This window comes from Herbihabitans rhizosphaerae (assembly GCF_004216555.1).
GTDB lineage: Bacteria > Actinomycetota > Actinomycetes > Mycobacteriales > Pseudonocardiaceae > Herbihabitans > Herbihabitans rhizosphaerae.
Genome location: NZ_SGWQ01000004.1, coordinates 420,012 through 445,126, shown reverse-complemented (window position 1 = coordinate 445,126; position 25,115 = coordinate 420,012). Strand labels below are relative to the sequence as shown.

The following is a 25,115-nucleotide window of genomic DNA, read 5'->3' as shown; positions in this document are numbered from 1 at the left end:
TTCGAGTCCACAGTGGACGGCCCGGTGCTGGCCGCGGCGGACTACGTTCCCACGCCGCTGCCCTGATCGCCGAGCAGCGCGTCGAGTTCGGGAAGTCGTCGATCATCCAGTGGACGCAGGAGTTCGCGTGCCTCTCGCCATGCCTCGCTCGCCGCGTCGGACTGGCCCTTGGCGTGCAGGATGCGACCTCGGACGACGAGCGCGTGGCCGATCTGGCGGCCGCGCCCGAGTTCCCTGAAGTACTCCAGCGATCGGTCCGAGTAGACCATCGCCTCGTCGTAGTCGCCGAGCGCGACGCAGGCATCGGCGAGATTGGACAGGCAGATCGCCTCGTAGGAGCGTTCCGACGCCTCGCGGAACAGCGGCAGCGCGCGCAGCCCGTAGGACAGCGCCGCACGCGCCCGCCCGGCCTCCGCGCAACTCCCGCACAGGTTCAGCAACACGTACGCGCGAAACAGCCCGCCGCCGCCCTCCGGCAACGCGGCGAGCGCCTGCTCGTACATGCGCACGGCACCCTCGAAATCGCCGTGCCGGAACGGTTCGGCACCCATGTTGCTGAGCACCTGTGCCTCGCCCTCACGGTCACCGCGCGCCCGGCGGTTGGCCAGCGCCCGCTCGAAACACGCGCGCACCTCACCCCAGTCGGCCGCCTCGGTGTGCGCCATGGCGAGGTTGTTCAGCGAGAGGAAGATGGCGTCCCCATCGCCGAGCCGCTCGGCGCACGCCAAGCCGATCCGCGCCGTACTCACCCATTCCTGGACGTTGTGCAGGATCAGCCACGCGCCGGACAGCAGCCACGCGAGCCGCCACGCCAGGTCGTCCAGCCCGTGTGCGGCGGCGAGGCCGACCGTGCCGACGAGGTTGTCCCGGTCCCGCTCGATCCAGCGCAACGCGTCGCCGTGACCGTCGAATTCGGGCACGCCGTCCAACTCCCGGTCGATGTCCACCACCTCGCGCAGCCTCGGCGGCCGGGAGAGCACCGACCGCGCCCGCCCGGCCAGCAGCACGTACCGCTCGGCCAGCCGTTCGATCGCGGCTCGGCGCTCGGTCGGATCGAGATCCTCGGCGAGCCCGGAGGCGTAGGCCCGCAACAGATCGTGGAGCTGGAACCGACCGCGGCCGGGCTGGTTCACCAGATGCGCGGCGACCAGTTCGTCCAACGCGGCCCGGGTACGCGGCCGGCCGTCCAGCGCGCTCGCCGTGAACAGATCGAACCGCGGGCCGGGCACGAGACCCAGCAGCCGGAACAGCCGCGCCGCCTCGGGGCGCAACGCGTTGTAGGACAAGGAGAACGTGGCACGCAGATCGGTGCCCTCGTCGTGCGGGTCGCGCAGCACGTCCAGCCGGGAACGCTCGTCACGCAGTTCGTCGACCAGTTCGGCGATCGTGTTGTCCCGGAAGCGTGACACGTACTCGGCGGCCAGCGCGATCGCCAGCGGCAGGTGTCCGCACAGCGCGACCAGTTCGGTGACCGCGTCCGGCTCGTCGGCGATCCGGTCGTCACCGGCCGACGCGGCGAGCAGGCAGGCCGCGGCGGCGGCGGAGAACTCGCGCACCGACAGCCGCCGCGCGCCGTCCCGGGCGACCAGCCCGCGCAACTGATTGCGACTCGTGATCACGACGAGCTGCCCCGGCCCGCCGAACAGCGGCCGCACCTGGCCGGCGGTGGCGACGTTGTCCAGCATCAGGATCGTGCGCGTACCCGCGAACCGGGTGCGCAGCATCGCCGACCGTCCCTCCACTGTGGACGGGATCAGGTCGGGCCGGACGCCGGCCGCGCGCAGCAGCGTGTCCAGCGCCGCCTCGGGCGGCACCGGCGCGTCGCCGGAATGCCCGCGCATGTCGAGGAAGAACTGGCCGTCGGGGTACCGGCCGGCGATCCGGTGTGCCCAGTGCACGGCCAGCGAGGTCTTGCCGACACCGGCTGTGCCGTCGATCAGCACGATGGCCGTCGCGTCGGGCTGGGCCTGTTCGAGCAGCCGGTCCAGTTCGGCGAGTTCGGCGCCACGAGCGGTGAATCGCGTTGTGTCGTGCGGAAGCTGGCGCGGCACAAGGGCGGGCGGCTCGGCGGCCTCGCCGGCGTCGTCGGGCGGGACGGCGTTGAGCAGCTCCAGATGCAGCGCGCGCAACCGTTCGCCGGGATCGACGCCCAGCTCGTCGGCGAACCGCTCGCGACAGTCGGCGTAGACGGCGAGCGCCTCGGCGGTGCGACCGGACGCGGCGAGCACTCGCATCAGCCGCTCCCACAACGGTTCCCGCAGCGGGTGCCGGACGAGCAGCTCGGTCAGCTCGCCGGCCACGCCGTCCACCTCGCCCAGGTCGAGATCGAGGTCCACCCGGCGCTCGACGGCGACCAGGTGACTCTCGACGAGCTGCGGCACGTGCTCGTCGAGCAGCACGTCGGACCGCACGGACTGCAGCGGTTCCCCTTGCCACAGCGCCAATGCCTCGCCGAGCAGCGCCCGCTCGACCGCCGGGTCACCCTCGGCGGCGGCTCGTCGCAGGAGCGCGGCGAACCGGGTGACATCGACGTCGTCGGGGTCGGCCGCGAGCCGGTAGCCGTCCCGGCCGGTGCTGATCGCACCGTCGCCGACCTGCTGGCGCAGCCGCATGACGTGGGTCTGCACGCTTGCCTTGGCGCGGCTGGGTGTCCGTTCGCCCCACACGGCCCTGGCCAGGGTGTCCACCGGAACGTCCCGCCCGGCGAACAGGGCGAGCGCGGCGAGCAGGATCCGTTGCTTCGGACCGGAAACCACGATCGGCTCGCCGCCCAGGCGGACCTCGAACGGCCCGAGCAGCCGCACGCGCAGCCGCCGGCGCCCGTCGGCCTCGGTCACTGTCTCCGTCCCATTGAGACCAGCGTAGCCGCGCACGGCAACACAAGAGCGCGCCGAGCGGTACTCCAACACGCAGCCGAGCAACTTCACCAGGCCACCCACGAAAGCCACGTCGAGGTCGGCCGAGAAAGTCGAGGGCGACCGCCGCCACGCCGAAGGCGTCTCTGCCAACCACCCATGCAACCCAGCCACCCACTGTGGCCGTTGACCCACCAAGCAACAGCACCACAGGCCTTTCGGCGGAGCCGAACGGGCAGCGGCTTTGCCCTCGATAACATGACTGTGGGCCCGGCGGAATCCGCCGGGCCCACACAGTCAGTCCGATGTGGACTGCTACTTCTTCTTCCGTGCCGGCGCCTTCTTGGCGGTCGCCTTCACGGCGGTCTTCTTGGCCGGGGTCGCCTTCTTGGCGGCCGCGGTGCTCTTGGCCGCCGTCTTCTTCGGCGCGGCCTTGGCGGTGGTGCTCTTGGCCGCCGCGGGCTTCGCGGCGGTCTTCTTCGGGGCCGCCTTGGCGGTGGTGCTCTTGGCCGCCGCGGGCTTCGCGGCGGTCTTCTTCGGCGCGGCCTTCGTCGCGGTGGCCCGCGTCGAGGTGGCCCGCGTCGTCGTGGCCTTGCGGGCTGTCGTACCCGTTGCGGCGGTACGAGTCCGGCTCGTGGTGGCCCGGGTCGTGGTGCTCCGCGTCGCGGTGCCGCGCGCGGCGGTACCGCGAGTGGCCGTGCTGCGCGCCGTGGTGGTGCCACGGGTTGCGGTGCTCCGCGTCGCCGTCGTCTTCGCCGCGGCGGTGCCACGGCTGGCGGCGGTGGAACGGGTCGTGGCCACCTTCGGCAGCTTCTTCGTGCCGCTGATGACGTCCTTGAACATCGTGCCCGCGCGGAACGCGGGAACGTTGGTCTTCTTGACCTTCACGGTTTCGCCGGTGCGCGGGTTGCGAGCGGTTCGAGCAGCGCGAGCGCGCTTCTCGAAAACGCCGAACCCGGTGATGTTGACCTTCTCGCCCTTGTTGACCGTACGAACGATCACGTCGACGAGACCGTCGACCGCAGTGCCTGCGGTCTTCCTGTCACCGAGACGCTCGGACAGCGCCTCGATCAGCTGGGCCTTATTCACCCTTCAGTCCTCCGTAGACCACACTGAACGTTTACGGCCTATCCGGCCGACTTCTCGCCACCGTAGGCCCAAGTTCGCGCGAATGCCACGCGCCACGCCCTATTTTTCCTTGCGTGGCGGCACTTTTCGCGCGTCTGATGGCTCTTGGGCAGACCGGTCACGCCGCGAACCATAGACCAATGTGATCACCGGTGCACAATCGACCCGGTGCGAATAGCCGGTCGAAACCGTTGTGTGGCCCCTAATTCGATAAGGACTCAGGCCGGTGTGGTGACCGGTTTCCAGGCCGGCCGGGCCTGTTCGAAGGCACCGATCTGGGCGTCATGCCGCAGCGAGAGGGCGATATCGTCGAGCCCTTCGAGCAGGCGCCAGCGGGTGTAGTCGTCGATGTCGAAGCGGGCTTGGAAGTCCTTTGCGCGCACGGTCTTCTCGGCCAGATCGACGGTCACCTCGGTGCCCGGATCGTTCTCCAGGACCTTCCACAGCTGCTCGACGTCGGCCTGCTCACACTGCGCCGCGAGCAGCCCCTGCTTGCCGGAGTTCCCCCGAAAGATGTCGGCGAACCGGGAGGAGATGACCACCCGAAAGCCGTAGTCGGCCAGTGCCCAGACGGCGTGCTCGCGGGACGATCCGGTGCCGAAGTCGGGCCCGGCGACCAGCACGCTGCCGGCCGAGAACGCGTTGTGGTTCAAGACGAACTGCTCGTCGGCGCGCCACGCGGCGAACAGCCCGTCGGCGAAGCCGGTGCGGCTGACCCGCTTGAGGTACACGGCCGGGATGATCTGGTCGGTGTCCACGTTGGACCGTCGCAGTGGGACACCGACGCCGGTGTGGGTGGTAAAAGGCTCCATCGTCAGCTCCTTAGTTCACGTCGGACGGGGTGGACAGGGTGCCGCGGATCGCGGTGGCGGCGGCGACGAGCGGGGACACCAGATGGGTCCGGCCGCCCTTGCCTTGCCGCCCCTCGAAGTTCCGGTTGGACGTGGACGCGCTGCGCTCCCCCGGCGCGAGCTGGTCCGGGTTCATCCCGAGACACATCGAGCAGCCGGCGGCCCGCCATTCGGCGCCCGCCTCCAGGAAGATCTTGTGCAGGCCCTCGTTCTCGGCGGCCTCGCGCACCCGCATCGAGCCCGGCACGACGAGCATCCGCACGCCGCCCGCGACCTTGTGTCCACGAAGGATCTCCGCGGCGGCCCGCAGGTCCTCGATTCGCCCGTTCGTGCACGAGCCGAGGAACACGGTGTCGACCCTGATGTCCCGCAACGGCGTTCCCGGCCGCAGGTCCATGTAGGACAGTGCCTTCTCGGCGGCGACGCGCTCGTGCTCGTCGACGATCGCCTCCGGGTCCGGCACCCGCCCGGACAGCGGCAAACCCTGCCCGGGGTTGGTTCCCCAGGTGACGAACGGAGTCAGCTCGTCGGCGTCCAGGCGCACCTCGGCGTCGAACGTCGCGTCGTCGTCGGTGCGCAGCTCGCGCCACGCGGCGACCGCCTCGTCCCACTGCTCGCCGGTGGGCGCGTGCGGGCGGCCCTTGAGATAGGCGAAAGTCGTGTCGTCCGGCGCGATCATGCCGGCACGCGCGCCGGCCTCGATGGACATGTTGCACACGGTCATCCGGGCTTCCACGGACAGTGCCTCGATGGCGCTGCCCCGGTACTCGAGTACGTATCCCTGCCCGCCGCCGGTGCCGATCTTGGCGATCACCGCGAGGATGACGTCCTTCGCCGTGACACCGGGCGCGAGCGCGCCGTCGATGGTGATCGCCATCGTCTTGAATGGACGCAGCGGCAGCGTCTGGGTGGCCAGCACATGCTCCACTTCGGACGTTCCGATGCCGAACGCGAGCGCGCCGAACGCGCCGTGCGTGGAGGTGTGACTGTCGCCGCAGACGACGGTGGTGCCCGGCTGGGTCAGCCCGAGCTGCGGACCGACGACGTGCACGATGCCCTGCTCGGCGTCGCCCATCGGGTGCAGCCGGACGCCGAACTCCTTGCAGTTGCGGCGAAGCGTGTCCACCTGGGTACGCGACACCGGGTCCGCGATGGGCAGCTCGATGTCCGTCGTCGGAACGTTGTGGTCCTCGGTGGCGATCGTCAGGTCCGGCCGGCGCACCGTGCGGCCGGCGAGCCGGAGCCCGTCGAAGGCCTGCGGACTGGTCACCTCGTGCACGAGATGGAGATCGATGTAGAGCAGATCCGGCTCGTCGCCTTCACCCTTGCGCACGACGTGCGCGTCCCACACCTTCTCCGCGAGTGTGCGGCCCATGGCTGATCACCGCCGGCTTTCTGAACTGTTCCGAGTTGAGTGCCTCGCCAGGAAAGGCCCGGCACGCCTCTCGACGGCCCAGGCGCCCGCTGCCTGCGTTGTCGAAAGGCCCAAGTACGTCCAGTACGAGGACCTTCCTCCGCCTTGGCAGCGAACGCCTGTATCCGCCGAATAGGCGCACCAGCCTTCCCCGGCGAGACACGTGGTCTTCCCAAATACTGGACTCCCACATGACGGGAATCTAGTATCGAGTCGTGGGACAGCATAGCGGTATCGGAGTACTGGACAAGGCAATGGCCGTGCTGCACGCGGTCGCGAAGGAGCCGTGCGGGCTCGCGGAGCTGTGCAGCAGAACGGGGTTGCCGCGCGCGACCGCGCACCGGCTGGCGGTCGGCCTGGAGACGCATCGCTTGCTGCGCAGGGGATCCGACGGCAGATGGCGGCCGGGTGCCGCGCTGGCGGAGCTCGCCGGCGGCGCGACGGATCCACTGTTGGACGCGGCCACCGCCGTGCTTCCCAGACTGCGAGACATCACCGGGGAGAGCGTCCAGCTCTACCGGCGCGACGGGATGCACCGCATCTGCGTGTGCGCCGCCGAGCCGCCCAGTGGCCTGCGCGACACCGTCCCGGTCGGCGCGCGGCTGCCGATGACGGCCGGCTCGGGCGCGAAAGTCCTTGCCGCGTGGGCGGATCCGGCCACCCAGCGGCTGCTGCTCAACGACGCGGTGTTCGGCGAGCGGGCGCTGCTGGAGGTGCGCAGGCGCGGCTGGGCGCAGAGCGTCGCCGAGCGGGAACCGGGGGTCGCCAGCGTGTCGGCGCCCGTGCGAGACGGCTCCGGCACCGTGGTCGCCGCGGTGTCGGTTTCCGGTCCGGTGGACCGAATCGGCCGCCGCCCCGGCGCCCGCTGGGCCGCAGATCTTCTCGCCGCAGCGGACGCCCTGCAAACCAGACTCTGAGTCAGTGCTTGACGTCGTTCTTGGTCAAGGGGCGGCCGGGGAGCGGGTTGGACGCGGAGGCGCGCAGGCCGTCCAGCATGATCGCGACGCACCGTTCGGTCGCGAACTCCAGCCCCTCCTCGGACAGGCTGCGCACCTTTTGCAGCAGTAGCGAGCAGAGCACGGCGACGTCTCCGCCACCGACGTCCTGGCGCACGGTCTTCTCCCGCTGCGCGAGGGTGACCACCTCGTCGAGCGCGCCCATCAGCGTGCGACGCAGTTCGGTGATCTTCTCGTCGCCCCTGATGATCTCCAGCGAGCGCTCGGAGCTCGCGGTCAGCGCGACGCTGAGCCGCAGGTCGGTGGACAGCCGCATGATCCGCGCGAGCGCGTCCCAGCCGGTCGGTTCCTCGGCCATGGCGGCGCGCACCTTGTCCAGGATCTGGCCGAGGTTGTCCGCCGCGACCGCGCGGATCAGCGCGTCCCGGTCGGGGAAGCGCCGGTACAGCGTGCCGACGCCGACGCCGCTCTCCTTGGCGATCTCCTCCATCGGCACGTCGGGCCCTCGGCTGGCGAAAACGGTCTTCGCCGCCGAGATGATCAGGTCGCGGTTGCGCTGCGCGTCGGCGCGCAATCGCGTCGCTGGCTCCACCGTGCCCACGGCTCCCTTTCGTCCGAGTTGCGCGAATTCTCGCACGACGAACAGTCACTCACCCGAATATGGGTGGCGAAGGCTGTAAGCACGCGGCTACCTTGGGTAGAGAAGCGGAAGATAATCGTCCACATGTGAAAACCGGGGTGTCACCGTGACCGAACTCGCCGACCGTCCCACTCCCGACTTCCCCATGAAGCGCACCTGCCCGTTCGACCCACCGCCGGGATACCAGGAGCTGCGCGACCAACCGACCGCCAGCCGCGTCACGCTGCCCACCGGCAAACAGTCGTGGGTGCTCACCAAGCACACCGAGGTGCGCTCGATGCTCGCCGACACCCGGTTCAGCTCCGACCGCAGACTGCCCGGATTCCCACTGCTGACCGAGACCAGCAAGAAATTCATGGAAGCCGATCCCGGACTGATCGGCATGGACCCGCCGGACCACGGACCGGCCCGCCGCGCGGTGGTCGGCGAGTTCACGGTCAAGCGGATGCAGGCGCTGCAGCCGAGGATCCAGGAGATCGTGGACACGTTCATCGACGAGATGCTGGCCGGCCCCAACCCGGCCGATCTCGTCGAGGCGCTGGCGCTGCCGGTGCCGTCGCTGGTGATCTGCGAGCTGCTCGGGGTGCCCTACGCCGACCACGAGTTCTTCCAGTCCCGGTCGGCGAAACTGCTCAACACCGCCGATGGCATCGAACCGCGGGAGAAGGCCGCCGACGAGCTGGAGGCCTATCTGACCGACCTGATCATGGCGAAGGAGCCCTCCCCCAGCGAAGAGGATCTGCTCGGCCGGCAGATCATCAAGCAGCGGGAAGAGGGCACCTACGACCGCAAAGCACTGGTGTCGCTGGCGTTCCTGCTGCTGCTCGCCGGACACGAGACGACCGCGAACATGATCTCGCTCGGCACGATCGCGTTCCTGCGCAACCCGGAGCAGCTCGCCGCGGTGAAGGCCGATCCGGGCAAGACGCTGCCGGCGGTCGAGGAACTGTTGCGGTACTTCACGATCGCCGAACTGGCCGGTTCCCGTGTGGCCACCGAGGACATCGAGATCGGCGGCGTACTGATCCGTGCCGGCGAAGGCGTGATCGGTCTCGCGCACGCGGCCAACCGTGACCCGAACGCGTTCGCCGATCCCGATTCGCTGGACATCGACCGCGGCGCGCGGCACCACGTCGCGTTCGGCTACGGCCCGCACCAGTGCCTCGGGCAGAACCTGGCGCGGATGGAGCTGCAGATCGTGTTCGACACGCTGTTCCGGCGGGTGCCGACACTGCGTGTGGAGGCGGAGTTCGACGAGCTGTCGTTCAAGGACTCGACGATCATCTTCGGCGTCCGTGAGCTCCCGGTGGCATGGTGAAGGACATGCGAATCAACGCCGACAGAGACGTCTGCGTGGGTGCGGGCCAGTGCGTGCTCACCGACGACGCGATCTTCGACCAGGACGACGCGGAGGGCACGGTCGTCGTGCTGTCCGAGCACGTCGACGGCGAGGCGCTGGAGCACGCCCGCACGGCGGTGGACATCTGCCCGTCGGGTGCGCTGAGCCTGTCCGACGACTGACGTTCACGGCATGACGGGTGTGTCCGATGTGGACGCCGTGGTGGTCGGGGCGGGGCCGAACGGCCTCGCCGCGGCCATCGTGCTGGCCGGCGCCGGGCTCGCGGTGCGGGTCTACGAGGCGGCCGGCACGATCGGCGGAGGCGCGCGCACGGCGGAGCTGACGTTGCCGGGATTCCGGCACGACGTGTGCTCCGCCGTGCACCCGATGGCGATCGCCTCACCGTTCTTCCGCGCGTTCGACCTCGGCGCGCACGGTGTGGAGATGCGCACGCCCGAGGTGTCCTACGCGCATCCGCTGGACGGCGGGCGTGCCGGCATCGCCTGGCACGACCTCGATCGCACGACGGACGGGCTGGGCGTCGACGGCGCGGCGTGGCGGGCGCTGCTCGGCCCGCTGCGTGACGCGTGGCCCGACGTGGTCGCGCTGGGCATGTCCGATTTCCGCCGACTGCCTCGCGCGCCGGTGACCGCGGCACGCTTCGGCGCGCGCGTACTCGAACAGGGATCTCCCTTGTGGGGCAGGCGTTTCCACGACCAGGTGGCACCCGCGATGATCACCGGTGTGGCGGCGCACGCGATCACGCCGCCGCGCTCCCCCGCGCCGGCCGGCGTCGCGCTGCTGCTGGGCGCGCTCGCGCACGCCGGCGGCTGGCCGGTCCCGCGCGGCGGCAGCCAGTCCATTGTGGACGCGCTGACGGCGGAGCTGGTGCGGCGCGGCGGATCCGTGATCACCGGGCACCGCGTGGCGAGCCTGGACGAGCTGCCGCCGGCGCGGGCCGTGCTGCTGGACGTCACGCCGGGCGCGCTGGCCCGGATGGCCGGCGACCGCCTGCCGGCCGGCTATCTGCGAGCGCTGCGGCGATTCCGGCACGGCGCGGCGGCGTGCAAGGTCGACTTCGCGCTGTCCGGCCCGGTGCCGTGGACCGTGCCGGAGTGCGCGCCGGCCGGCACGCTGCACCTCGGCGGCTCGCGGGCGGAGATCGTCACCGCGGAGCGGGACGTGCTGGCCGGCCGGCACTCCGAGCGGCCGTTCGTGCTGGCGAGTCAGCCGCACGTGGTGGACGACTCGCGCGGCGGGCACACGCTGTGGACCTACGCGCACGTGCCGAACGGGTCCACAGTGGACATGACGGAGGCGGTCACCGCGCGGATCGAGGCCTTCGCGCCGGGGTTCCGCGATCTGGTGCTGGCCAGCAACGTGATCACCGCGGCGGAGGCGAGCACGCACAACGCGAACTACGTCGGCGGCGACATCGCGGCCGGCGCGATCTCCCTGCGGCAGACCGTGTTCCGCCCGACCGTGCGCTGGAACCCTTACGCCACACCGATTCCCGGGGTGTACCTGTGCTCGTCGTCGACGCCGCCCGGACCGGGCGTGCACGGCATGTGCGGTGTGCACGCCGCGGCGCGGGCGTTGCGGACGCGCTTCGGCGTCCGCACTGATCCGTTGGAGCTGGTCTAGGTCCGCGTGATCGCGAGTCCCGCGCTGTGCCTCGGCGAGTCCCGCGTTCGTGCTGCGTGAACGCGGGACTCACCGGTGCGGGGCGCGGGACTCGCGCGGTCGGGTCAGCGGGACAGGCCGAGGGACTTCACGATCATCGGGTACGAGTTGTGCAGTTCACGCTGCCAGTAGGGCCACGTGTGCGTGCCGTTGCCGTAGAAGTTGGTGGTCACCGGGATGCCGAGCTGCTTGAGCCGGTCGGTCAGCGCGCGCGAGGACATCTGCGTCCCCGGTTCGATGAAGTCCAACGCGCCGCCCGGAGGATCGAGCGGACCAGCGTTCCCGTTGCCCGACGAGATGTACAACTGCGTACCGCGCAGCTTCTCCGCGTTGTCGTACGGGTTGCGCGACATCCAGATGTTCCGCTGCATCCATTCGTTGCCCCACATCCGGTAGAAGTCGAGGCCCTCGCGCAGCAGAATTCCCTGGACCAACTGCGTCACGACCGGGATCAGCGTGTGCAGCACACCGCTGTAGCTCGCCGCGAACTTGAACATCCCCGGGTGCCGGTACGCGTAGGCGATCGCGCCGTAGCCGCCGATCGACAGACCGGCCACCGACCGCGTGGTACCCGCGCCGTAGCCGCGCTCGAGGATCTGGCGCACCTCGGTGAGGTGGAAGGTCTCCCAGTCGGGCTTGCTCGACATGCCGTAGTTCCACCATGCCGTGTACATGCCGGCCCGGCCGTCACTCGGCATGATCACGAGCGCGTCGGTGTTCGCGGTCAGTTCCTCCACGTCGGTCTTGAACGTCCACGCCTCGTGGTCCTCGTGGCCCGGCTCCGGAATGCCGCAGCAGCCGTGCAACAGGTAGAACGACGGCCACGTCCGGCTGGGATTCGGCGCCCAGCCCTTCGGCAGCAGCAGCCGCACCGGCGCGACGAACCCGAGCGCCGGCGACTCGATCCTGAGATCGAGCATGCGCTCGCTGATCCACTTCTCCTCGACGACCTTCGCGCCCGTGTCGGCCACCGCGGCCGCCCTGGCCGGCGCGGCGGTGGCGCCCGGCGTGATGACCGCGAGCGAGCCCGCGACCAGTGCGAGTGCCAGTAATGCGGCCCGCAGGCCGCGTCTGCGATGTCTGTCCATTGTGGTCTCCGGGATCAGAGTGGGATGTTGCCGTGCTTCCTCGCGGGCCCCTGCTCTCGCTTGTCCCGCAACATCTTGAGTGCCGAGGCCACCCGCAGCCGGGTCTCCGACGGCGCGATCACCTGGTCCACATAGCCGCGCTCGGCCGCGACATACGGGGCGGGCGCCTCCAGTTGGCTGCCGGGCAGCAGCTTCGCCGCGCCGGCCGCGCCCATGACCGCGATCTCGGCGGTCGGCCAGGCCAGGTTCACGTCCGCGCCGAGATGCTTGGACCCCATCACCGCGTACCCGCCGCCGTAGGCCTTGCGGGTCACCACGGTCACCAGCGGCACGGTCGCCTCGGCGTAGGCGTACAGCAGCTTCGCGCCCCGCCGGATGATCCCGCCGCGCTCCTGCTCGACACCCGGCAGGTAACCGGGAACGTCGGCGAAGGTGAGCAGCGGAATGCCGAACGCGTCGCAGAACCGCACGAACCTGGCCGCCTTCTCCGACGCGTCGATGTCGATCGCGCCGGCGTTGTGCCTCGGCTGGTTGGCCACCACGCCGACGGTCGCGCCGGCGACCCTGCCGAAGCCGCAGATCATGTTGCGCGCGAACCGGTCGTGCACCTCGAGCAGATCGCCGCCGTCGACCACCCGGCGGATCACCTCGAACATGTCGTAGGACTTGTTCTCCTCGTCCGGCACGATGGTGTCCAGCTCGCGGTCGGCCGCGGTGATCGCCGGGACCGCGTCGGAGGAGTAGATCGGCGGCTCGGTCTGGTTGTTCACCGGCAGGAACCCGAGCAGGGTGCGCACCCAGTCCAGCGCGTCCGGCTCGTCGGTCGCCGTGTAGTGCGAGTTGCCGGAGACCTCGGCGTGCATCGCCGGCCCACCCAGCGCGTCCACTGTGGACTCCTCGCCGGTGACCGCGGCGACCACCTTCGGCCCGGTGACGAACATGTGCGAGGTGTCCTCCACCATCACGGTGAAGTCGGTCATCGCCGGTGAATACGCGGCGCCGCCGGCACACGGGCCGAGAATCAGCGACAGCTGCGGCACCACGCCGGACCCCGCCGAATTGCGGCGCGCGATCTCCGCGTAGTACGCCAGCGACACCACGCCCTCCTGCACGCGCGCGCCGCCGGAGTCGTTGATCCCGATGATCGGGCAGCCGATGCGCAGCGCGCGGTCCATGATCTTGACGACCTTGCGCCCGAAGGTCTCCCCCATGCTCCCGCCGAACACCGAGAAGTCCTGGGAGAACAGGCAGATCGGCCGACCGTCCACAGTGGCCTGTCCGGTGATCACGCCGTCGCCGTAGGGCCCGTCGGGGTGCCGCGCCAGTTCGTCGGTCTCGATGAACGAGTCGGGGTCGACGAGCAGGTCGATCCGCTCGCGCGCGGTGAGCTTTCCCTTGGGGTGCTGGCGTTCCACGGCGCGCTTCTCGGCGAGCCGGCTCGCTTCGTCGCGGCGCAGGAGCAGGTCGTTGAGCCGTTCCGCGGTGTTCATGGCAGCACCTCCCGGAGGCGGTCGGCGAGGACGGCGACATGCGGCGGGTCGATCATCGACACGTGGTCGCCGGGCACCCGGATCACCCGAAGATCCGCGCAGAGGTCGTCCCAGCCGAGCGCCTCGTCGTCGCGCAGGTAGCGCGAGTCGAGCGTGGTGGTCAGCGGGTGCGGGTCGGTCGCGCGCAGCAGCACGACCCGCCCGCCGTACGGCCGCGGTTGGTACCGCTCGGCCACCCGGGCGTCCACATAGGACGTTCGCTGGTGACGCAGCGCGCCCTCGCCGATGTCCGGTACGGCGGTGGCGAGCGTGGTCATGACGTGCTCGATCTGCTCGTGCTCGGGCAGGTCGCGCAGTGAGTCGGGCACCTCGAAGTCCACGCCGTAGGTGTCCCGGATGTGTTCGGCGAACCGCTGGAACCGTTGTACGACATCGGTTTCCCCGGTCTTGGGGAGAATCGTGTCGATCAGGGCCACCAGCTCGACCCGCTCCCCTGCGGCAGTCAGCCGGTGGGCCACCTCGTAGGCCAGCAGTCCGCCGAACGACCAGCCGCCGAGCAGGTACGGCCCGTGTGGCGCGATCTCACGCAGCAGCTCCACGTATCGGGACGCCTTGTCCGGCAACGATTCCAGCTCGTCGACGCGCTCGAACCCGTAGCACGGGCGGCCGTCGGGAAGCGCCGCGATCAGCGGCTGGTACACGCTGGTCGGGCCGCCGGCCGGGTGGAACAGGAACAGCGGCGACTCCGCTCCCTCCTCCCGCAGCACGCGCACCGGCCCGTCCGGCGAACCTTCCAGTTCGTCGCGCAGCAGGTCGGCCATGGCGGCGACGGTGGGACGGGCGAACAGCGCCTCGGCACCGGGTGCGCCGGCCAGCCGCGCGGTGATCGACTCGTGCACGGCGTCGGCGAGCGAACCGGTGCCGCCGAGCGTGAAGAAGTCGTCGTGCACGCCGAACCCGTTGCGCCCCAACGCGTCCTGCCACAACTGGGCGATCCAGCGCTCGGTCGGATCGCGTGGCGGGATCGGCCCGCGCGGGCGCTGCGGGGCCTCGCCGACCAGGTGTGCGGCCAGGTCGGCGAGGCTTGCTCCGCGTAGCAGCAGCGACACCGGCGGCGGAGCCCCGAGGTCGTGCTGTATCGCGGCGCGCATCCGCATCGCCATCAGCGAGTCCAAACCCATCGACGTGAGTGGCACGTGCACGTCCACTCGGTCCTGGCTGGTTCCGATCAGCGCGGCGAGCCGCGCGGCCAGCCGGTCGAGCACCATCCGCATCGCCTCGGCGGGCGGCAGATCGCGCAGGCCGTCCGCGCCGGGCCAGCCGTCCGCCCCGGACGTGGCCGCGACCACGGCGGGCGCCAGTTCGGCGAGGAAGGGCAGCTCGGCCAGCGTGGGGAACGCGTCGAGTGCCGCCGGCAGGTCCAGGTGCGCGATGCCGGTCGCCGCGCGGCCGCTGGCGAGCACCTCCTGCAAGGCGTCGAGCCCCTGTGTCCGGCCGACCGAGGCGAGCGCCGCGTTGGCCCGGTCGTGCTCGCCTTCCCAGGCACCCCAGTTGATCGTCGCGGCGGGCAGGCCCGTCGCGCGGCGCCGCGCGACGAACGCGTCCAGCCACGCGTTGGCCGTGGCGTAGGCGGCCTGGCCGGGCGAGCCGAACATCGACGCGACCGAGGAGAACATCAGCCACCAGTCCAGCTCCACGTCCAGCGTGGCCTCGTGCAGCCGTTGCGCGCCAACGACTTTCGGCCGCCACACGGTGGTGAGGTCCTCGTCGGTGACGTCCATGGCGGCCGCGTCGCGCAGCACCGCGGCGGCGTGCAGCACACCGTGCAGCGGCACGCCGTCACGACCCGCGTGCGCGACGAGTTTCTCGGCGGTGCCCGGCTCGGCGATGTCACCGAGCAGCACGTCGACCTCGGTGCCGGACTCGCGCAGCCGCACCAGCGTCGCCTCGGCCTCGGGTGCGGGCGCGCGCCGGCCGGACAGCACGATCCGCCGCGCGCCGCGCTCGGCCAGCCACTCCGCGACGAGCAGGCCCAGTTCGCCGAGGCCGCCGGTGATCACGTAGGCGCCCGGCCGCACGACCGGCGCTTCCCGGTCGGTCAGCTCGGCCTTGGCCAGCCGCGCCGAGTAGCGGATTCCGTTGCGCCACAACACTTCGTCGTCGCGCTGATCGGCGTCCAGCTCGGCGTCCAGGCAGCCGGCCGACTCGTCGTCCAGGTCCACCAGCGTCGCCCGCAGGTCGGGGTGCTCGAAGGCCAGCACCCGCACCAGTGCGCGCAGTGCCGCCAGTGCGGGCGGCGCGTTCCGCGTGACCAGCCACAGCCGCTCGCCGGGTTCCACCTGTCGCACGGCCGCGAGCGCGGCACGCACCGGAGCGTCCTCGGAGTCACCTTGATCAAGCGTGATCACCCGTCGCGGTGACGGGGTGCCCGACTCCTCGGGCAGCGGCGCCTTGTCCCAGCGCAGTTCGTAGGCGAGATCGGCCGGCTTCACCGGCACCGCGCCGGCACGCAGGCGGCGCACCACGACGCCGGAGATGTCGACCAGCAGCTCACCGTCCGGTCCGAGCAGATGCACCGCGCCGGTCAGCGTGTTGCCGTCGCCCACCGCGAGCGTCCCGGCGCACCGCACGCCGCGCGCCGGATCGCCGAGCACCCGAACCTCGCCGATCGCCGCGGGCAGGTACCGCCCGGTGGCCATGCCGTGTGCCGCCGCGGCCAGCGTGTGCAGGCAGGCGTCGGCCAGCGCCGGGTGCAGCGTGAACCCGCGGGACTGGCCCGCCTCGTCGGGGAGCCGGATCGCGGCACTCGCGCTGCCCGGAACGGCCCGCACGTCGTGCAACCCCCGGAACGCCGGGCCGTACTCCTGCCCGGCGCGCGCCAGCACCGCGTACAGGTCCAGTGCTTCACCGTCGGCGATCGACAGCGGCTCGGCCGGCTCGCCGTCGGCCGGCAGCACCAGCGCGGTGGCGTGTGTGGTCCACTCCGCGCCGGCCTGCACGGTGACCCGGCCGTCCGGGTCGACCGTCGTCGTGATCGTGGTGCGCTCGTCCACGGCCAGCAGTTGGTGCAGTTCGAGGTCACGCACCCGCACCGGCCCGCCGAGCGCCGCACGCCCCGCCGACAGCGCCAGCTCCAGGTACGCCGTGCCGGCCAGCACGGTCACCCCGTACGCCTGATGGTCGGCCAGCCACGGCAGCGACCCGGTGTCGACCTCCGCCTGCCACACGTGCCGGCCGTCCGGCAGCACGACGTGCTCGCCGAGCAACGGGTGCCGGCTGGTGCGGCGAGGAGCGGGCGCCCAGTACCGCTCGTGCCGCCACGCCGGTCCGGGAAGATCGACCACCGGCGGCTCCGGGTGGCGCCGCGCCAGGTCGGCCGCGCCGATCGTGTGCAACACGGCGAGGCTCGGCAGGCACCCCCGGTCGGCGTCGGTGCGGCGCAGGCTGGGCAGGGCCAGCACGTCGCCGGTCTGCTCGATCGCGGCGACGGTGATCGGGTTCGGCGAGACCTCGAGGAAGGTCGAGTGACCGTCGGCGATCGCGGCGCTGATCGCCTGGGTGAAGCGCACCGGCCAGCGCAGGTTCGCCGTCCAGTAGTCCACACCGAACTCCGGCGGTCCACTGTGGACGGTCGAGTAGCACCGGACCTCCGGCGCCCGGGGGCTCAGGTCGCCGACCAGCGCGCGGAACTCCGGTAGCAGCGGATCGACGTCCGCCGAGTGCCCGGCCCCGCCGACCCGCATCCGCCGGTGCCACCTGCCGAGCGTGTCGGCGTGCCGCAGCACCGCGTCCACCTCGGCGGCCGGGCCGGTGATCGTGCACTGGCCCGGTGAGGCGTACACCGCGATGTCCACGGGGAACTCGGCGAGCTCGTCGGCCGACATGTCCACGACGGCCATCGCGCCGAGCCCGCGCCCGCTCAACCCGGCGAGCAGCCGTGCCCTGGTGGTGATCACGCGCAGGCCGTCGCGCAGGTCCAGCGCGCCGGCCACCACCGCGGCCGCGACCTCGCCCATCGAGTGCCCGATCACCGCGGCCGGGGTCACGCCGTGCGCGCGCCACCACGCGGCCAGCGCGACCTGCGTGCCGAACACCGCCGACTGCGCGACGGCCAGATCGGTGATCTCCCCGCTGATCGCCTCGCGCAGCGAGAACCCCGCCACGGCAAGGAATTCCGGCTCCAGCTCGTCGACGGCCGCGCGGAACGCGGGCTCGTGCTCCAGCAGCCCGGCGCCCATCGCCGACCACTGCGAGCCGTATCCGGAGAACACGAACACCACGTCGGACGCACCGGCGCGGCGCACCTCGACCGAGCGCAGCGCGTCGGCCAGTTCGGCACGGTCGGCGGCCACCACGGCGGCACGCACCGGGTGGTGGTCACGCCGGGCGGCCAGGGTCGCGGCGACGTCGGCCAGCGGCGCGTCGGCGTGCCGCACCCACGCGGCGAGATCCTCGGCGCGCCGGTGCAGTGCCTCCTCGGACACGGCCGACAGCGCGAACACCTCCGGCCGCCGCCCGGCCGGCTCTGGCGCGGGTGCCGTGGGCCACTCCTCCAGCACGACGTGCGCGTTCGTCCCACCGAACCCGAACGCGGACACGCCGGCCTTGGCGAGCCCGGAGTACTTCGGCCACTCGCGGGAGGAGCCCGCCACCCGCAGCCGCCGCGCCGCGAAGTCGATGTGCGGGTTCGGCTCGCGGTAGTGCAGGCTCGTCGGAATCTGTTGGTGCACAAGGGAAAGCACGACCTTGATCAACCCGGTGACGCCGGCGGCGCCCTCCAGGTGACCGAAGTTCGACTTCACCGATCCGATCCACAGTGGACAGTCGTCCGGCCGGTCGGCGCCGAGTACCTCGCCCAGCGCCGCCGCTTCGATCGGATCGCCCAGCAGCGTGCCCGTACCGTGCGCCTCCACGTAGTCCACGGTGGACGGGTCCACGGTGGAGTACGCGGCGCGCAGCAGGTCGGCCTGCGCCTCCGGATTGGGTGCCATCAGCCCGTTGGACCGGCCGTCGGAGTTGACCGCGCTGTCCCGGATCACCGCGAGCACCCGATCATCCGACCGGCGCGCGTCGGAGAGCCTGCGCAGCACCACCACTCCGCAGCCCTCGCCGCGCGCGATGCCGTCCGCCGACGCGTCGAACGCCTTGCACCGCCCGTCCTCGGCGAGCACGCCCGCCCGCGCGAAGTTTGCCGTGATCCCCGGCGTCACGAGCGCGTTCACCCCGCCGACGATCGCGAGATCGACCTCTCCGGCACGAAGGCTCTGGACCGCCTGGTGCACCGCGACGAGCGAGGACGAGCACGCCGTGTCGATCGCCAGGCTGGGGCCGCGCAGGTCGAGCAGGTACGACAGCCGGTTCGCGATCACGCTGGCCGCGGCACCCGTGCCGGACCAGGAGTCCACACCGTCCACATCGGACAGCGTGAGCGTGCCGTACTCGGTGGCCGACAGCCCGACGAACACCCCGGTCCTGGTGCCGCGCAAGGACTTCGACGCGATTCCGGCGTGCTCCAGTGCGGCGTGCGACACCTCCAGCATCATGCGCTGCTGCGGATCCATCACGGCGGCCTCGCGCGGTGTGATGGCGAAGAACTCGGCGTCGAAGCCGGCCACGTCGTCCAGGTACCCGCCGGTGGACGGCAGCCCGGCGAGCGCGTCGTCGTCGGCCAGCTCGGACCAGCGGCCCTCCGGCCGGGTGCGGATCGCGTCCACGCCGCCGTCCAGCAGCCGCCAGAAGTCAGCCGGCGACTCCACCCCGCCGGGCAGCCGGCAGCCGACGCCGATCACCGCGACCGGATCGCCGTGCTTCGGCTCCTGGCGCGTCGTCTGAACCTGATCCGCTTGTCCCACAACGGCTTCCGCGATCGCGGCGATCGTCGAGTGCCGGTAGACGAGCGTCGCGTCCACCGGCGTGCCCAGCTTGTCGGCGAGCTCCGCGGCGAGGGCGACACCGTCGCGGGAGGACAATCCCAGCTCGTGCACCGGCCGGTGCGGGTCGACGCTCTCGGGCCGCCGCCCCGTCGCGATCGCGACCCGGTCGACGAGCCACCGGGCCAGCTCAGCCGGTCCGGTCGTCATCGTCGTGGTTTCGCGAGGTACTGGGCACGGCACGCGGATCGCGTGATCTTGCCGCTGGACGTGCGTTGCAGGCTGTCCGGCTCGACCAGCTCGACGTCGTGCAAGGCCAGCCCGTGCCGTGCGGACACGGCGGCGCGGATCGCGTCCGCCACCGCGCCGGCGTCGGCGTCCTCGCGCCCTCGGGCCCGCTCGGCGAGCACCACGGCCCGCTCACCGTCGTCGGTGTCCACCGCGAACGCGACCACGTTGCGGCGGCGGATCGCCTGGTGCGCGTACTCGGCGGTGTGCTCGATGTCCTGCGGGTAGTGGTTGCGGCCGTCCACCACGATCAGGTCCTTGATCCGCCCGGTGATGTACAGCTCGCCGTCGTACCGCACGCCGAGATCGCCGGTGCGCAACCACTTCTCGTCCGACTCGCCGGCCAGCAGATTCTCGAAGGTGGTCGCCGTGTCCTCCGGCCGTCCCCAGTAGCCGAGGCCGATGTTGGGGCCGCGCGCCCAGATCTCGCCGACCCGCCCGTCCGGCATCGGCTCCCGGGTGACCGGGTCGACGATCGCGACCGCGGTCCCCTGGTCCATCGCCTGCCCGCAGGAGACCATCGGGATGGCGTCCTCCGCGTCCGACGGCACCACCCGGCCCGCGCCCAACTCGGCGCGATCCACCCGCACGTCGACCGCCGCGCGCCCGGGCCGGCTCGTCGCCACGGCCACGGTCGCCTCGGCGAGGCCGTAGGACGGGGAGTAGATGTCCCGCCGCAGCCCGCACGGCTCGAACGTCTCGTAGAACCGCCGCATGGTGCTCGGTCGAATGGGTTCGCTGCCGTCGATCAGCACGGCCACCGTGTCCAGCCGCAGCAGTGCCCGATCGTCCTCGGGTGTCCTGGCGGCGGCGTAGGCGTAGGCGAAGCTCGGCGCCGCGGTGATCGCACCGGGATTGTCGGACAGCGCGCGCATCCAGCGCTCGGGTCGCTCGATGAAGGCGATCGGGTCGAGCAGCACCGTGCGCATGCGTCCGACCAGCGGACAGGCGATCGACAGCATCAGGCCCAGGTCGTGGAACAGCGGCAGCCAGCCCACTGTCACCGACTTGCCGGGGAGGACGCCGTAGGCCTGGTTCGACTGGCTGGCATTGATCACCACGTTCCCGTGGGTGATCATCACGCCGCGCGGGGTGCCGGTCGAGCCGGAGGTGTACTGCAGATAGGCCACGTCGTCGGGATCCGACCGGACCGGCTCGACGGCCGCGGGCTCGAGCGTGTCCACGGCGATCACCTCCGGCGGACCCCATGGCGATTCGGCGGTGTACGCGGCCACCTCGTCGCGGTCGGCCTCGGTGGTGAGCACGACGGCGGGCTGGCAGTCGGCGAGGACGGCGGCGAGACGGTCGCCGTGGCCGGGCAGCGACGGCGGGAACAGCGGCACGGCGATCGCGCCGGCTCGCAGCACGCCGAGGAACGCGGCCAGGTAGTGCGGTGTCTGGCTGGCGAGCACGGCGACCGGCCGGCCCCGCACGTCCAGGCGGGCGGCGACGGCGCTCGCCCGCTCGTCGAGCTGTCGCCAGGTCCAGGAACGGCGCAGGCCGGACGGCCGGTCCCGGTAGTCGACATGGCTCACCGCGACCTGATCACCGTACTGCTCAGCCCAGTCCGCGAGCAGGTCCGCCAGAGAACGGAAACCAACGGCGGAAACGTCGGACTCCCGATCCGGTGATTCAACGCTCGAAATCATTCACAATCCCTACGTTCGGGCAGAGCAATGTGCCGGAACAACGATTGAGTGAATTTCGCGTGCGATGTCCCGGACGGCAAACCTAAAGTTGTGCCGTGTGTGACGTCAACGATTCCCGAGTCCGTTGTCAGGTTGGTGAGCACGCACGCGAATCTGACTGTGCCTCACGTACAACGCCTGTGCGTGGCGCGAGCATCAGCGCCGCGGCGAGCGCGGCCAACAGCTCCAGCGCTCCGGCGACGACCAGGCCCGCGGTGTAGCCGACGGCCAGCCCGTCGCCACGTGCCACGACCGCGAGGACCGCCCCGATCAGCGCGACGCCGAGCGCGCTGGACAACTCGCGGGACGCGGTGAGCAGGCCGGACACCGTGCCGGACCGGCTCTCCGGCGCGGCGTCCAGCGCGTGCGAGGTCAGCGGCGTGGTGAACGCGGAACCGGCGCCGACCAGGATCAGCCCGGGGATCCGTGGCCCCACGGCCGGAAGGTGGTTGACCGCGGCGACGGCGAACAGCCCGGCGGCCACCGCGATCAGACCGGCCGCCACGGTGGCCCTCGGCCCGAACACCCGCACCGCGGGCGCCACGAACGGTGTCGCCAGCACCAGTGCCACCGCCACGAGCACCAGTGGCACGGCTGCCGCCGTGGGGCCGATGCCGAGTGCCGCCTGGTGCGCCATCGGCGTGAAGAAGAACGCGCCGCTCACCCCGAGACCCCACAGCAGTTGGACCACGAGACCGCCGGCGATCGGCCGGGTGCGCAGCAGCGAACGCGGCACGATCGGGTGATGCGACCGCCGGTCGTGGTGAACGAAAAGCACACTCGCGATCAGCGCGGCGCCGGCGAACGCCGTCCACGGCACCGGCCCGTACGCGGCGTGGTCACCCAGCCCGACCAGGGCCGCCGTGCCGAGCACCATGGCCGCGCAGCCCAGCGCCAGCGCGGTCGGGGCGAGCGTGCTCGACTGCTCCGGATCCGCTCGCCCGACCCGCAGCCTGGCGATGATCAGCAGCGGCGCGACGGCGAACGGGACGTTGCCGAAGAAGATCCAACTCCAGCCGAGGTGCTCACTCACCGCACCACCGATGGCCGGCCCGGCGGCCAGCGCGACGGCCAGCGACGCCGTCCAGATCGCCACTCCGGTCGGCCGCTTGCCCGGTGCCACGGAGGTGCGCAGCAGGCTGAGCGTCGCCGGCACCACGAGTGCGGCCGCCGCCCCCTGCACCGCCCGCCCGGTGATCAACACGAACGCCGACCCGGCCAACCCGCCGACGATCGCGCCGACGCCGAACACCGCGAGCCCGGCCGACAGCACCGGCCGCGCGCCCCACCGGTCGATCACCGCGCCGCCCGCGAGCAGCAGCCCGGCGAACGGCAGCATGTAGCCGAGGGTGACCCACTGGGTGGCGGTCAGCCCGAGGCCGAGTTCAGCGGCGATCGAGGGTGCGGCGGTCGCGACGATCGTGTTGTCCACGGAGGTGACGAAGGCGACCAGCGCGATGACCGCGAACACGGATCCTGGGCGAGCGTCCACGGGCACCCGTCTCTAGAAATTGACGCCGCCGGAATTGACGCCGCCGGAATTCAGCGCACCGTAGATTCGCCTCCGGACCGGCGTCAATTGTCCGGGCGATCGGGACCGCGAACTTGTCACCCGGTCAAGAAATACTCAAACCGCGATCGGGCCGCGGGACTCCTCCAGCTCCCACTCCCCCGGTTCGCGCACCCAATGGTCGAACAGTGGGCTGCGCCGGGCCTCGTGCCAGTAGGCCGTCTTCAGCTCGCTCACCAGGTCGGCCGCGACCGTGTCGATGAGACCGTCCCGCCGCCAGGCGAGCACGTGCTTGCGGGCGAGCGCGTTGCGGCCGAGCAACCGGCAGGCGATCCCCGGGCCGTGCCCCGGCGAACCGGCCTGGGACAGGCTGATCGCGCCGCTGCGCACGAGCTGCTGCGTCGCGTCCTCACTCTTGCACTGGTGGATGATGTTCGGCCGGAACCCGAGTTGGGCGCAGGTGGCGAACAGGTACTCGTGGAACCGGGACGAGTCCACCGGGTGCAGCACCCATTCCTCGTCGCGCAGGTCGGTGAGCTGGATCACGTCGCGCGCGGCCAGCGGGTGCAGCTCGGGCAGCAGCACCGCGGTCGGGTCGATCATGAACGCGGTGACCTGGACGCTCGACGGCAGCGCGTGCTCGTAACCCGGGTACTCCTTGATCGCCGCGAGGTCCAGGCGCCGGTCGCCGACCATGTCCAGCAGGCGCAGCACGCAGTCGTCGATCTGCACCGACACCGTGGCGCCCTGGACCGCACCGGCCACCAGTCCGCCGATCCGGCCGACGATCGCGCTGCACACCGCGCCCACCCGCAGCACCGCCGGCTCCGCATCGGCCATCGTGCGCTGCTCGATGTCGGTGAGCAGGTCGTCCATCAGCGGCAGCACCGCGTCGACCCGCCGCAGCAGCGACTCGCCCATCGGCGTGGGCGCCGCGCCGGTGTCGTGCCGCTCGAACAGCCGGTACCCGATCTGCTTCTCCAGCCGGCTCAGCTGACAGCTCACCGCGGGCTGGCTGATGCCCAGCGCCGCGGCGGCCTTGGACAGGTTGCCGGCCCGCCCGATCGCCGCCACCAGGCGTAGGTGCCGCACGTCGAAACCCATATCACCTCACCGCGCCCGGTCGCCGCGTCCCTTGTGGACGGAGCAGGAACGTGCTGTCTTCCTCGACCCGCCGGCGATACCCGCGGATCACCTCATCACAGATCCGCTCGGCGTGCCTGGCGAACTCGCCGTCGGTCCGCCAGGCGAGGAAATGCCGCAGTACCAACGGGTTTCCGACCAGCGGCTTGACCACGATGCCGTTGCGCCTCGGCCGCACCGGTCGCGTCGGGCAGACCCCGTGGCCGCCGGCGACCAGATCCTCGCGAACCTCGGCGGCGTCGATGTCCACCCAGACGCGCATCGGCACACCGTCGCGCTCGCACAGCTCACGCAGTCGCGACCCCAGGAAATCGAGCCCGGCCGGCAGGATCCACGGCTCGTCGGCCAGATCGGCGAGTTGGATCTCCGTGGCGTCGGCCAGCCGGTGCGTGTCCGGGATCGCCACGAACACCGGCTCGGAGATCAGGGGCGCGCTGGTGATCCCATCGCCGCTCGGCACCTGCGCGGCGAGATCGCACAGCAGGGCCGCGTCGATCCCGTCCTCGACGATCTTCGTCAGCAGGCGCGCCTGCCACGGATCGGCACGCCCGGTGAGCTGCTTGCCCGGCGGGATCTCGCGGAGGCCGTCGACGAGCAGTCCGAGCAGGTCGGCGCTCTGCCAGTCGATGCGGAACGGCTGCCCGGCGCGGGCGGGGCCGCGGTGGAATTCCCGGTCCAGCTCATCGAAGGCGGACACGATCGCCCGGGCACGGGCAAGTAATGCCTGGCCAAGGGGCGTCGCCCGCACACCTTGATGGTCACGCTCGAAAATTGTGCCGCCGACGGTGGACTCAATTCGGCGTAGTTGATGGCTCAATGATGCCTGGGGCAAAGACAACTCTGCCGCCGCCTTGGTGAGACTGCCGGCCTGCTCGATGACGCGGAGAACCCTCAGGTGTCTGACCTGCAACTCCACCCAAGAATGATAGAACTATTGACACCGCCCGGTTAACCTACTTTCGTTGGCAGTAAGCCAAACGTAGGTGTACCTACCACTGCGACGATCGGGTGAGTCCACCCCGTGTTCGACGCGCGACCTGGGCTTATAACACCGCGACATGAGCATCCGGCAGTACCGGACGCCGTGCACGGCTGCTCATCATCATGTCGGCTCCGCTCCCCGGCGGACCCCCACGAATAACGGGAAGCACCGACGATGAATGTGAGGCGTC

Annotated in this window: 16 protein-coding genes; 4 read left to right on the top strand and 12 right to left on the bottom strand. The window is 71.2% G+C overall.

Features of this window, described 5'->3' with window-relative positions; genetic code table 11:
* Window positions 1-41: 41 nt before the first annotated feature.
* The 4 genes from EV193_RS15550 to leuC form a co-directional block, all read right to left on the bottom strand.
* The gene (locus tag EV193_RS15550; protein ID WP_130344814.1) at window positions 42-2,837 is read right to left on the bottom strand and encodes an AfsR/SARP family transcriptional regulator; all 2,796 of its coding nucleotides are present in this window, start codon (window positions 2,835-2,837) and stop codon (window positions 42-44) included.
* Between the two features lie 333 nt (window positions 2,838-3,170).
* Entirely contained in the window at window positions 3,171-3,944 is a 774-nt protein-coding gene (locus tag EV193_RS15545; RefSeq protein ID WP_130344813.1) for an HU family DNA-binding protein, read from the bottom strand.
* Between the two features lie 257 nt (window positions 3,945-4,201).
* Entirely contained in the window at window positions 4,202-4,795 is a 594-nt protein-coding gene (gene leuD / locus EV193_RS15540) for a 3-isopropylmalate dehydratase small subunit (protein ID WP_130344812.1), read from the bottom strand.
* 10 nt (window positions 4,796-4,805) lie between these two features.
* Window positions 4,806-6,209 (bottom strand): 3-isopropylmalate dehydratase large subunit, encoded by a 1,404-nt coding sequence (leuC, locus tag EV193_RS15535; RefSeq protein ID WP_130344811.1) that lies wholly within the window; start codon window positions 6,207-6,209, stop codon window positions 4,806-4,808.
* A 254-nt stretch (window positions 6,210-6,463) separates the two neighbouring features.
* On the opposite strand from leuC, the gene EV193_RS15530 reads away from it, so the two are divergent.
* On the top strand, window positions 6,464-7,165 hold the full coding sequence (locus EV193_RS15530) for an IclR family transcriptional regulator (protein WP_207222650.1): 702 nt from the start codon (window positions 6,464-6,466) through the stop codon (window positions 7,163-7,165).
* Window position 7,166: 1 nt separating this feature from the next.
* Here EV193_RS15530 and EV193_RS15525 read toward each other — a convergent pair whose 3' ends face one another.
* Window positions 7,167-7,796: a TetR/AcrR family transcriptional regulator gene (locus EV193_RS15525; RefSeq protein WP_242613405.1), complete on the bottom strand. Its 630-nt coding sequence runs from the start codon at window positions 7,794-7,796 to the stop codon at window positions 7,167-7,169.
* Between the two features lie 154 nt (window positions 7,797-7,950).
* On the opposite strand from EV193_RS15525, the gene EV193_RS15520 reads away from it, so the two are divergent.
* From EV193_RS15520 to EV193_RS15510, 3 genes are read left to right on the top strand one after another with little or no spacing between them, the layout of a single operon-like run.
* Entirely contained in the window at window positions 7,951-9,162 is a 1,212-nt protein-coding gene (locus EV193_RS15520) for a cytochrome P450 (protein WP_130344809.1), read from the top strand.
* Between the two features lie 5 nt (window positions 9,163-9,167).
* Window positions 9,168-9,365: a ferredoxin gene (locus EV193_RS15515; RefSeq protein WP_130344808.1), complete on the top strand. Its 198-nt coding sequence runs from the start codon at window positions 9,168-9,170 to the stop codon at window positions 9,363-9,365.
* Between the two features lie 10 nt (window positions 9,366-9,375).
* Window positions 9,376-10,827 (top strand): phytoene desaturase family protein, encoded by a 1,452-nt coding sequence (locus EV193_RS15510; RefSeq protein ID WP_130344807.1) that lies wholly within the window; start codon window positions 9,376-9,378, stop codon window positions 10,825-10,827.
* 104 nt (window positions 10,828-10,931) lie between these two features.
* Here the strand turns inward: EV193_RS15510 and EV193_RS15505 are convergent, their stop codons facing one another.
* From EV193_RS15505 to EV193_RS15475, 7 genes are all read right to left on the bottom strand, one after another.
* Window positions 10,932-11,954 carry an alpha/beta hydrolase gene (locus tag EV193_RS15505; protein WP_130344806.1) on the bottom strand — a complete coding sequence of 341 codons (1,023 nt, stop codon included), beginning with the start codon at window positions 11,952-11,954 and terminating at the stop codon, window positions 10,932-10,934.
* 14 nt (window positions 11,955-11,968) lie between these two features.
* On the bottom strand, window positions 11,969-13,444 hold the full coding sequence (locus tag EV193_RS15500; RefSeq protein ID WP_130344805.1) for an acyl-CoA carboxylase subunit beta: 1,476 nt from the start codon (window positions 13,442-13,444) through the stop codon (window positions 11,969-11,971).
* Entirely contained in the window at window positions 13,441-19,524 is a 6,084-nt protein-coding gene (locus tag EV193_RS15495; RefSeq protein WP_130344804.1) for a type I polyketide synthase, read from the bottom strand. Before EV193_RS15495 ends, EV193_RS15500 begins: the two co-directional genes overlap by 4 nt.
* Window positions 19,521-21,251 carry a fatty acyl-AMP ligase gene (locus EV193_RS15490; protein WP_130344803.1) on the bottom strand — a complete coding sequence of 577 codons (1,731 nt, stop codon included), beginning with the start codon at window positions 21,249-21,251 and terminating at the stop codon, window positions 19,521-19,523. The genes EV193_RS15495 and EV193_RS15490 overlap by 4 nt, the downstream gene beginning before the upstream one ends.
* Before the next feature lie 127 nt (window positions 21,252-21,378).
* Window positions 21,379-22,782 (bottom strand): MFS transporter, encoded by a 1,404-nt coding sequence (locus EV193_RS15485; RefSeq protein ID WP_130344802.1) that lies wholly within the window; start codon window positions 22,780-22,782, stop codon window positions 21,379-21,381.
* A 135-nt stretch (window positions 22,783-22,917) separates the two neighbouring features.
* Window positions 22,918-23,904, bottom strand: a complete 987-nt coding sequence (locus tag EV193_RS15480) for a LysR family transcriptional regulator (RefSeq protein ID WP_130344801.1) — start codon at window positions 23,902-23,904, stop codon at window positions 22,918-22,920.
* Between the two features lies 1 nt (window position 23,905).
* Window positions 23,906-24,859, bottom strand: a complete 954-nt coding sequence (locus EV193_RS15475; RefSeq protein ID WP_130344800.1) for a LysR family transcriptional regulator — start codon at window positions 24,857-24,859, stop codon at window positions 23,906-23,908.
* Window positions 24,860-25,115: the final 256 nt, after the last annotated feature.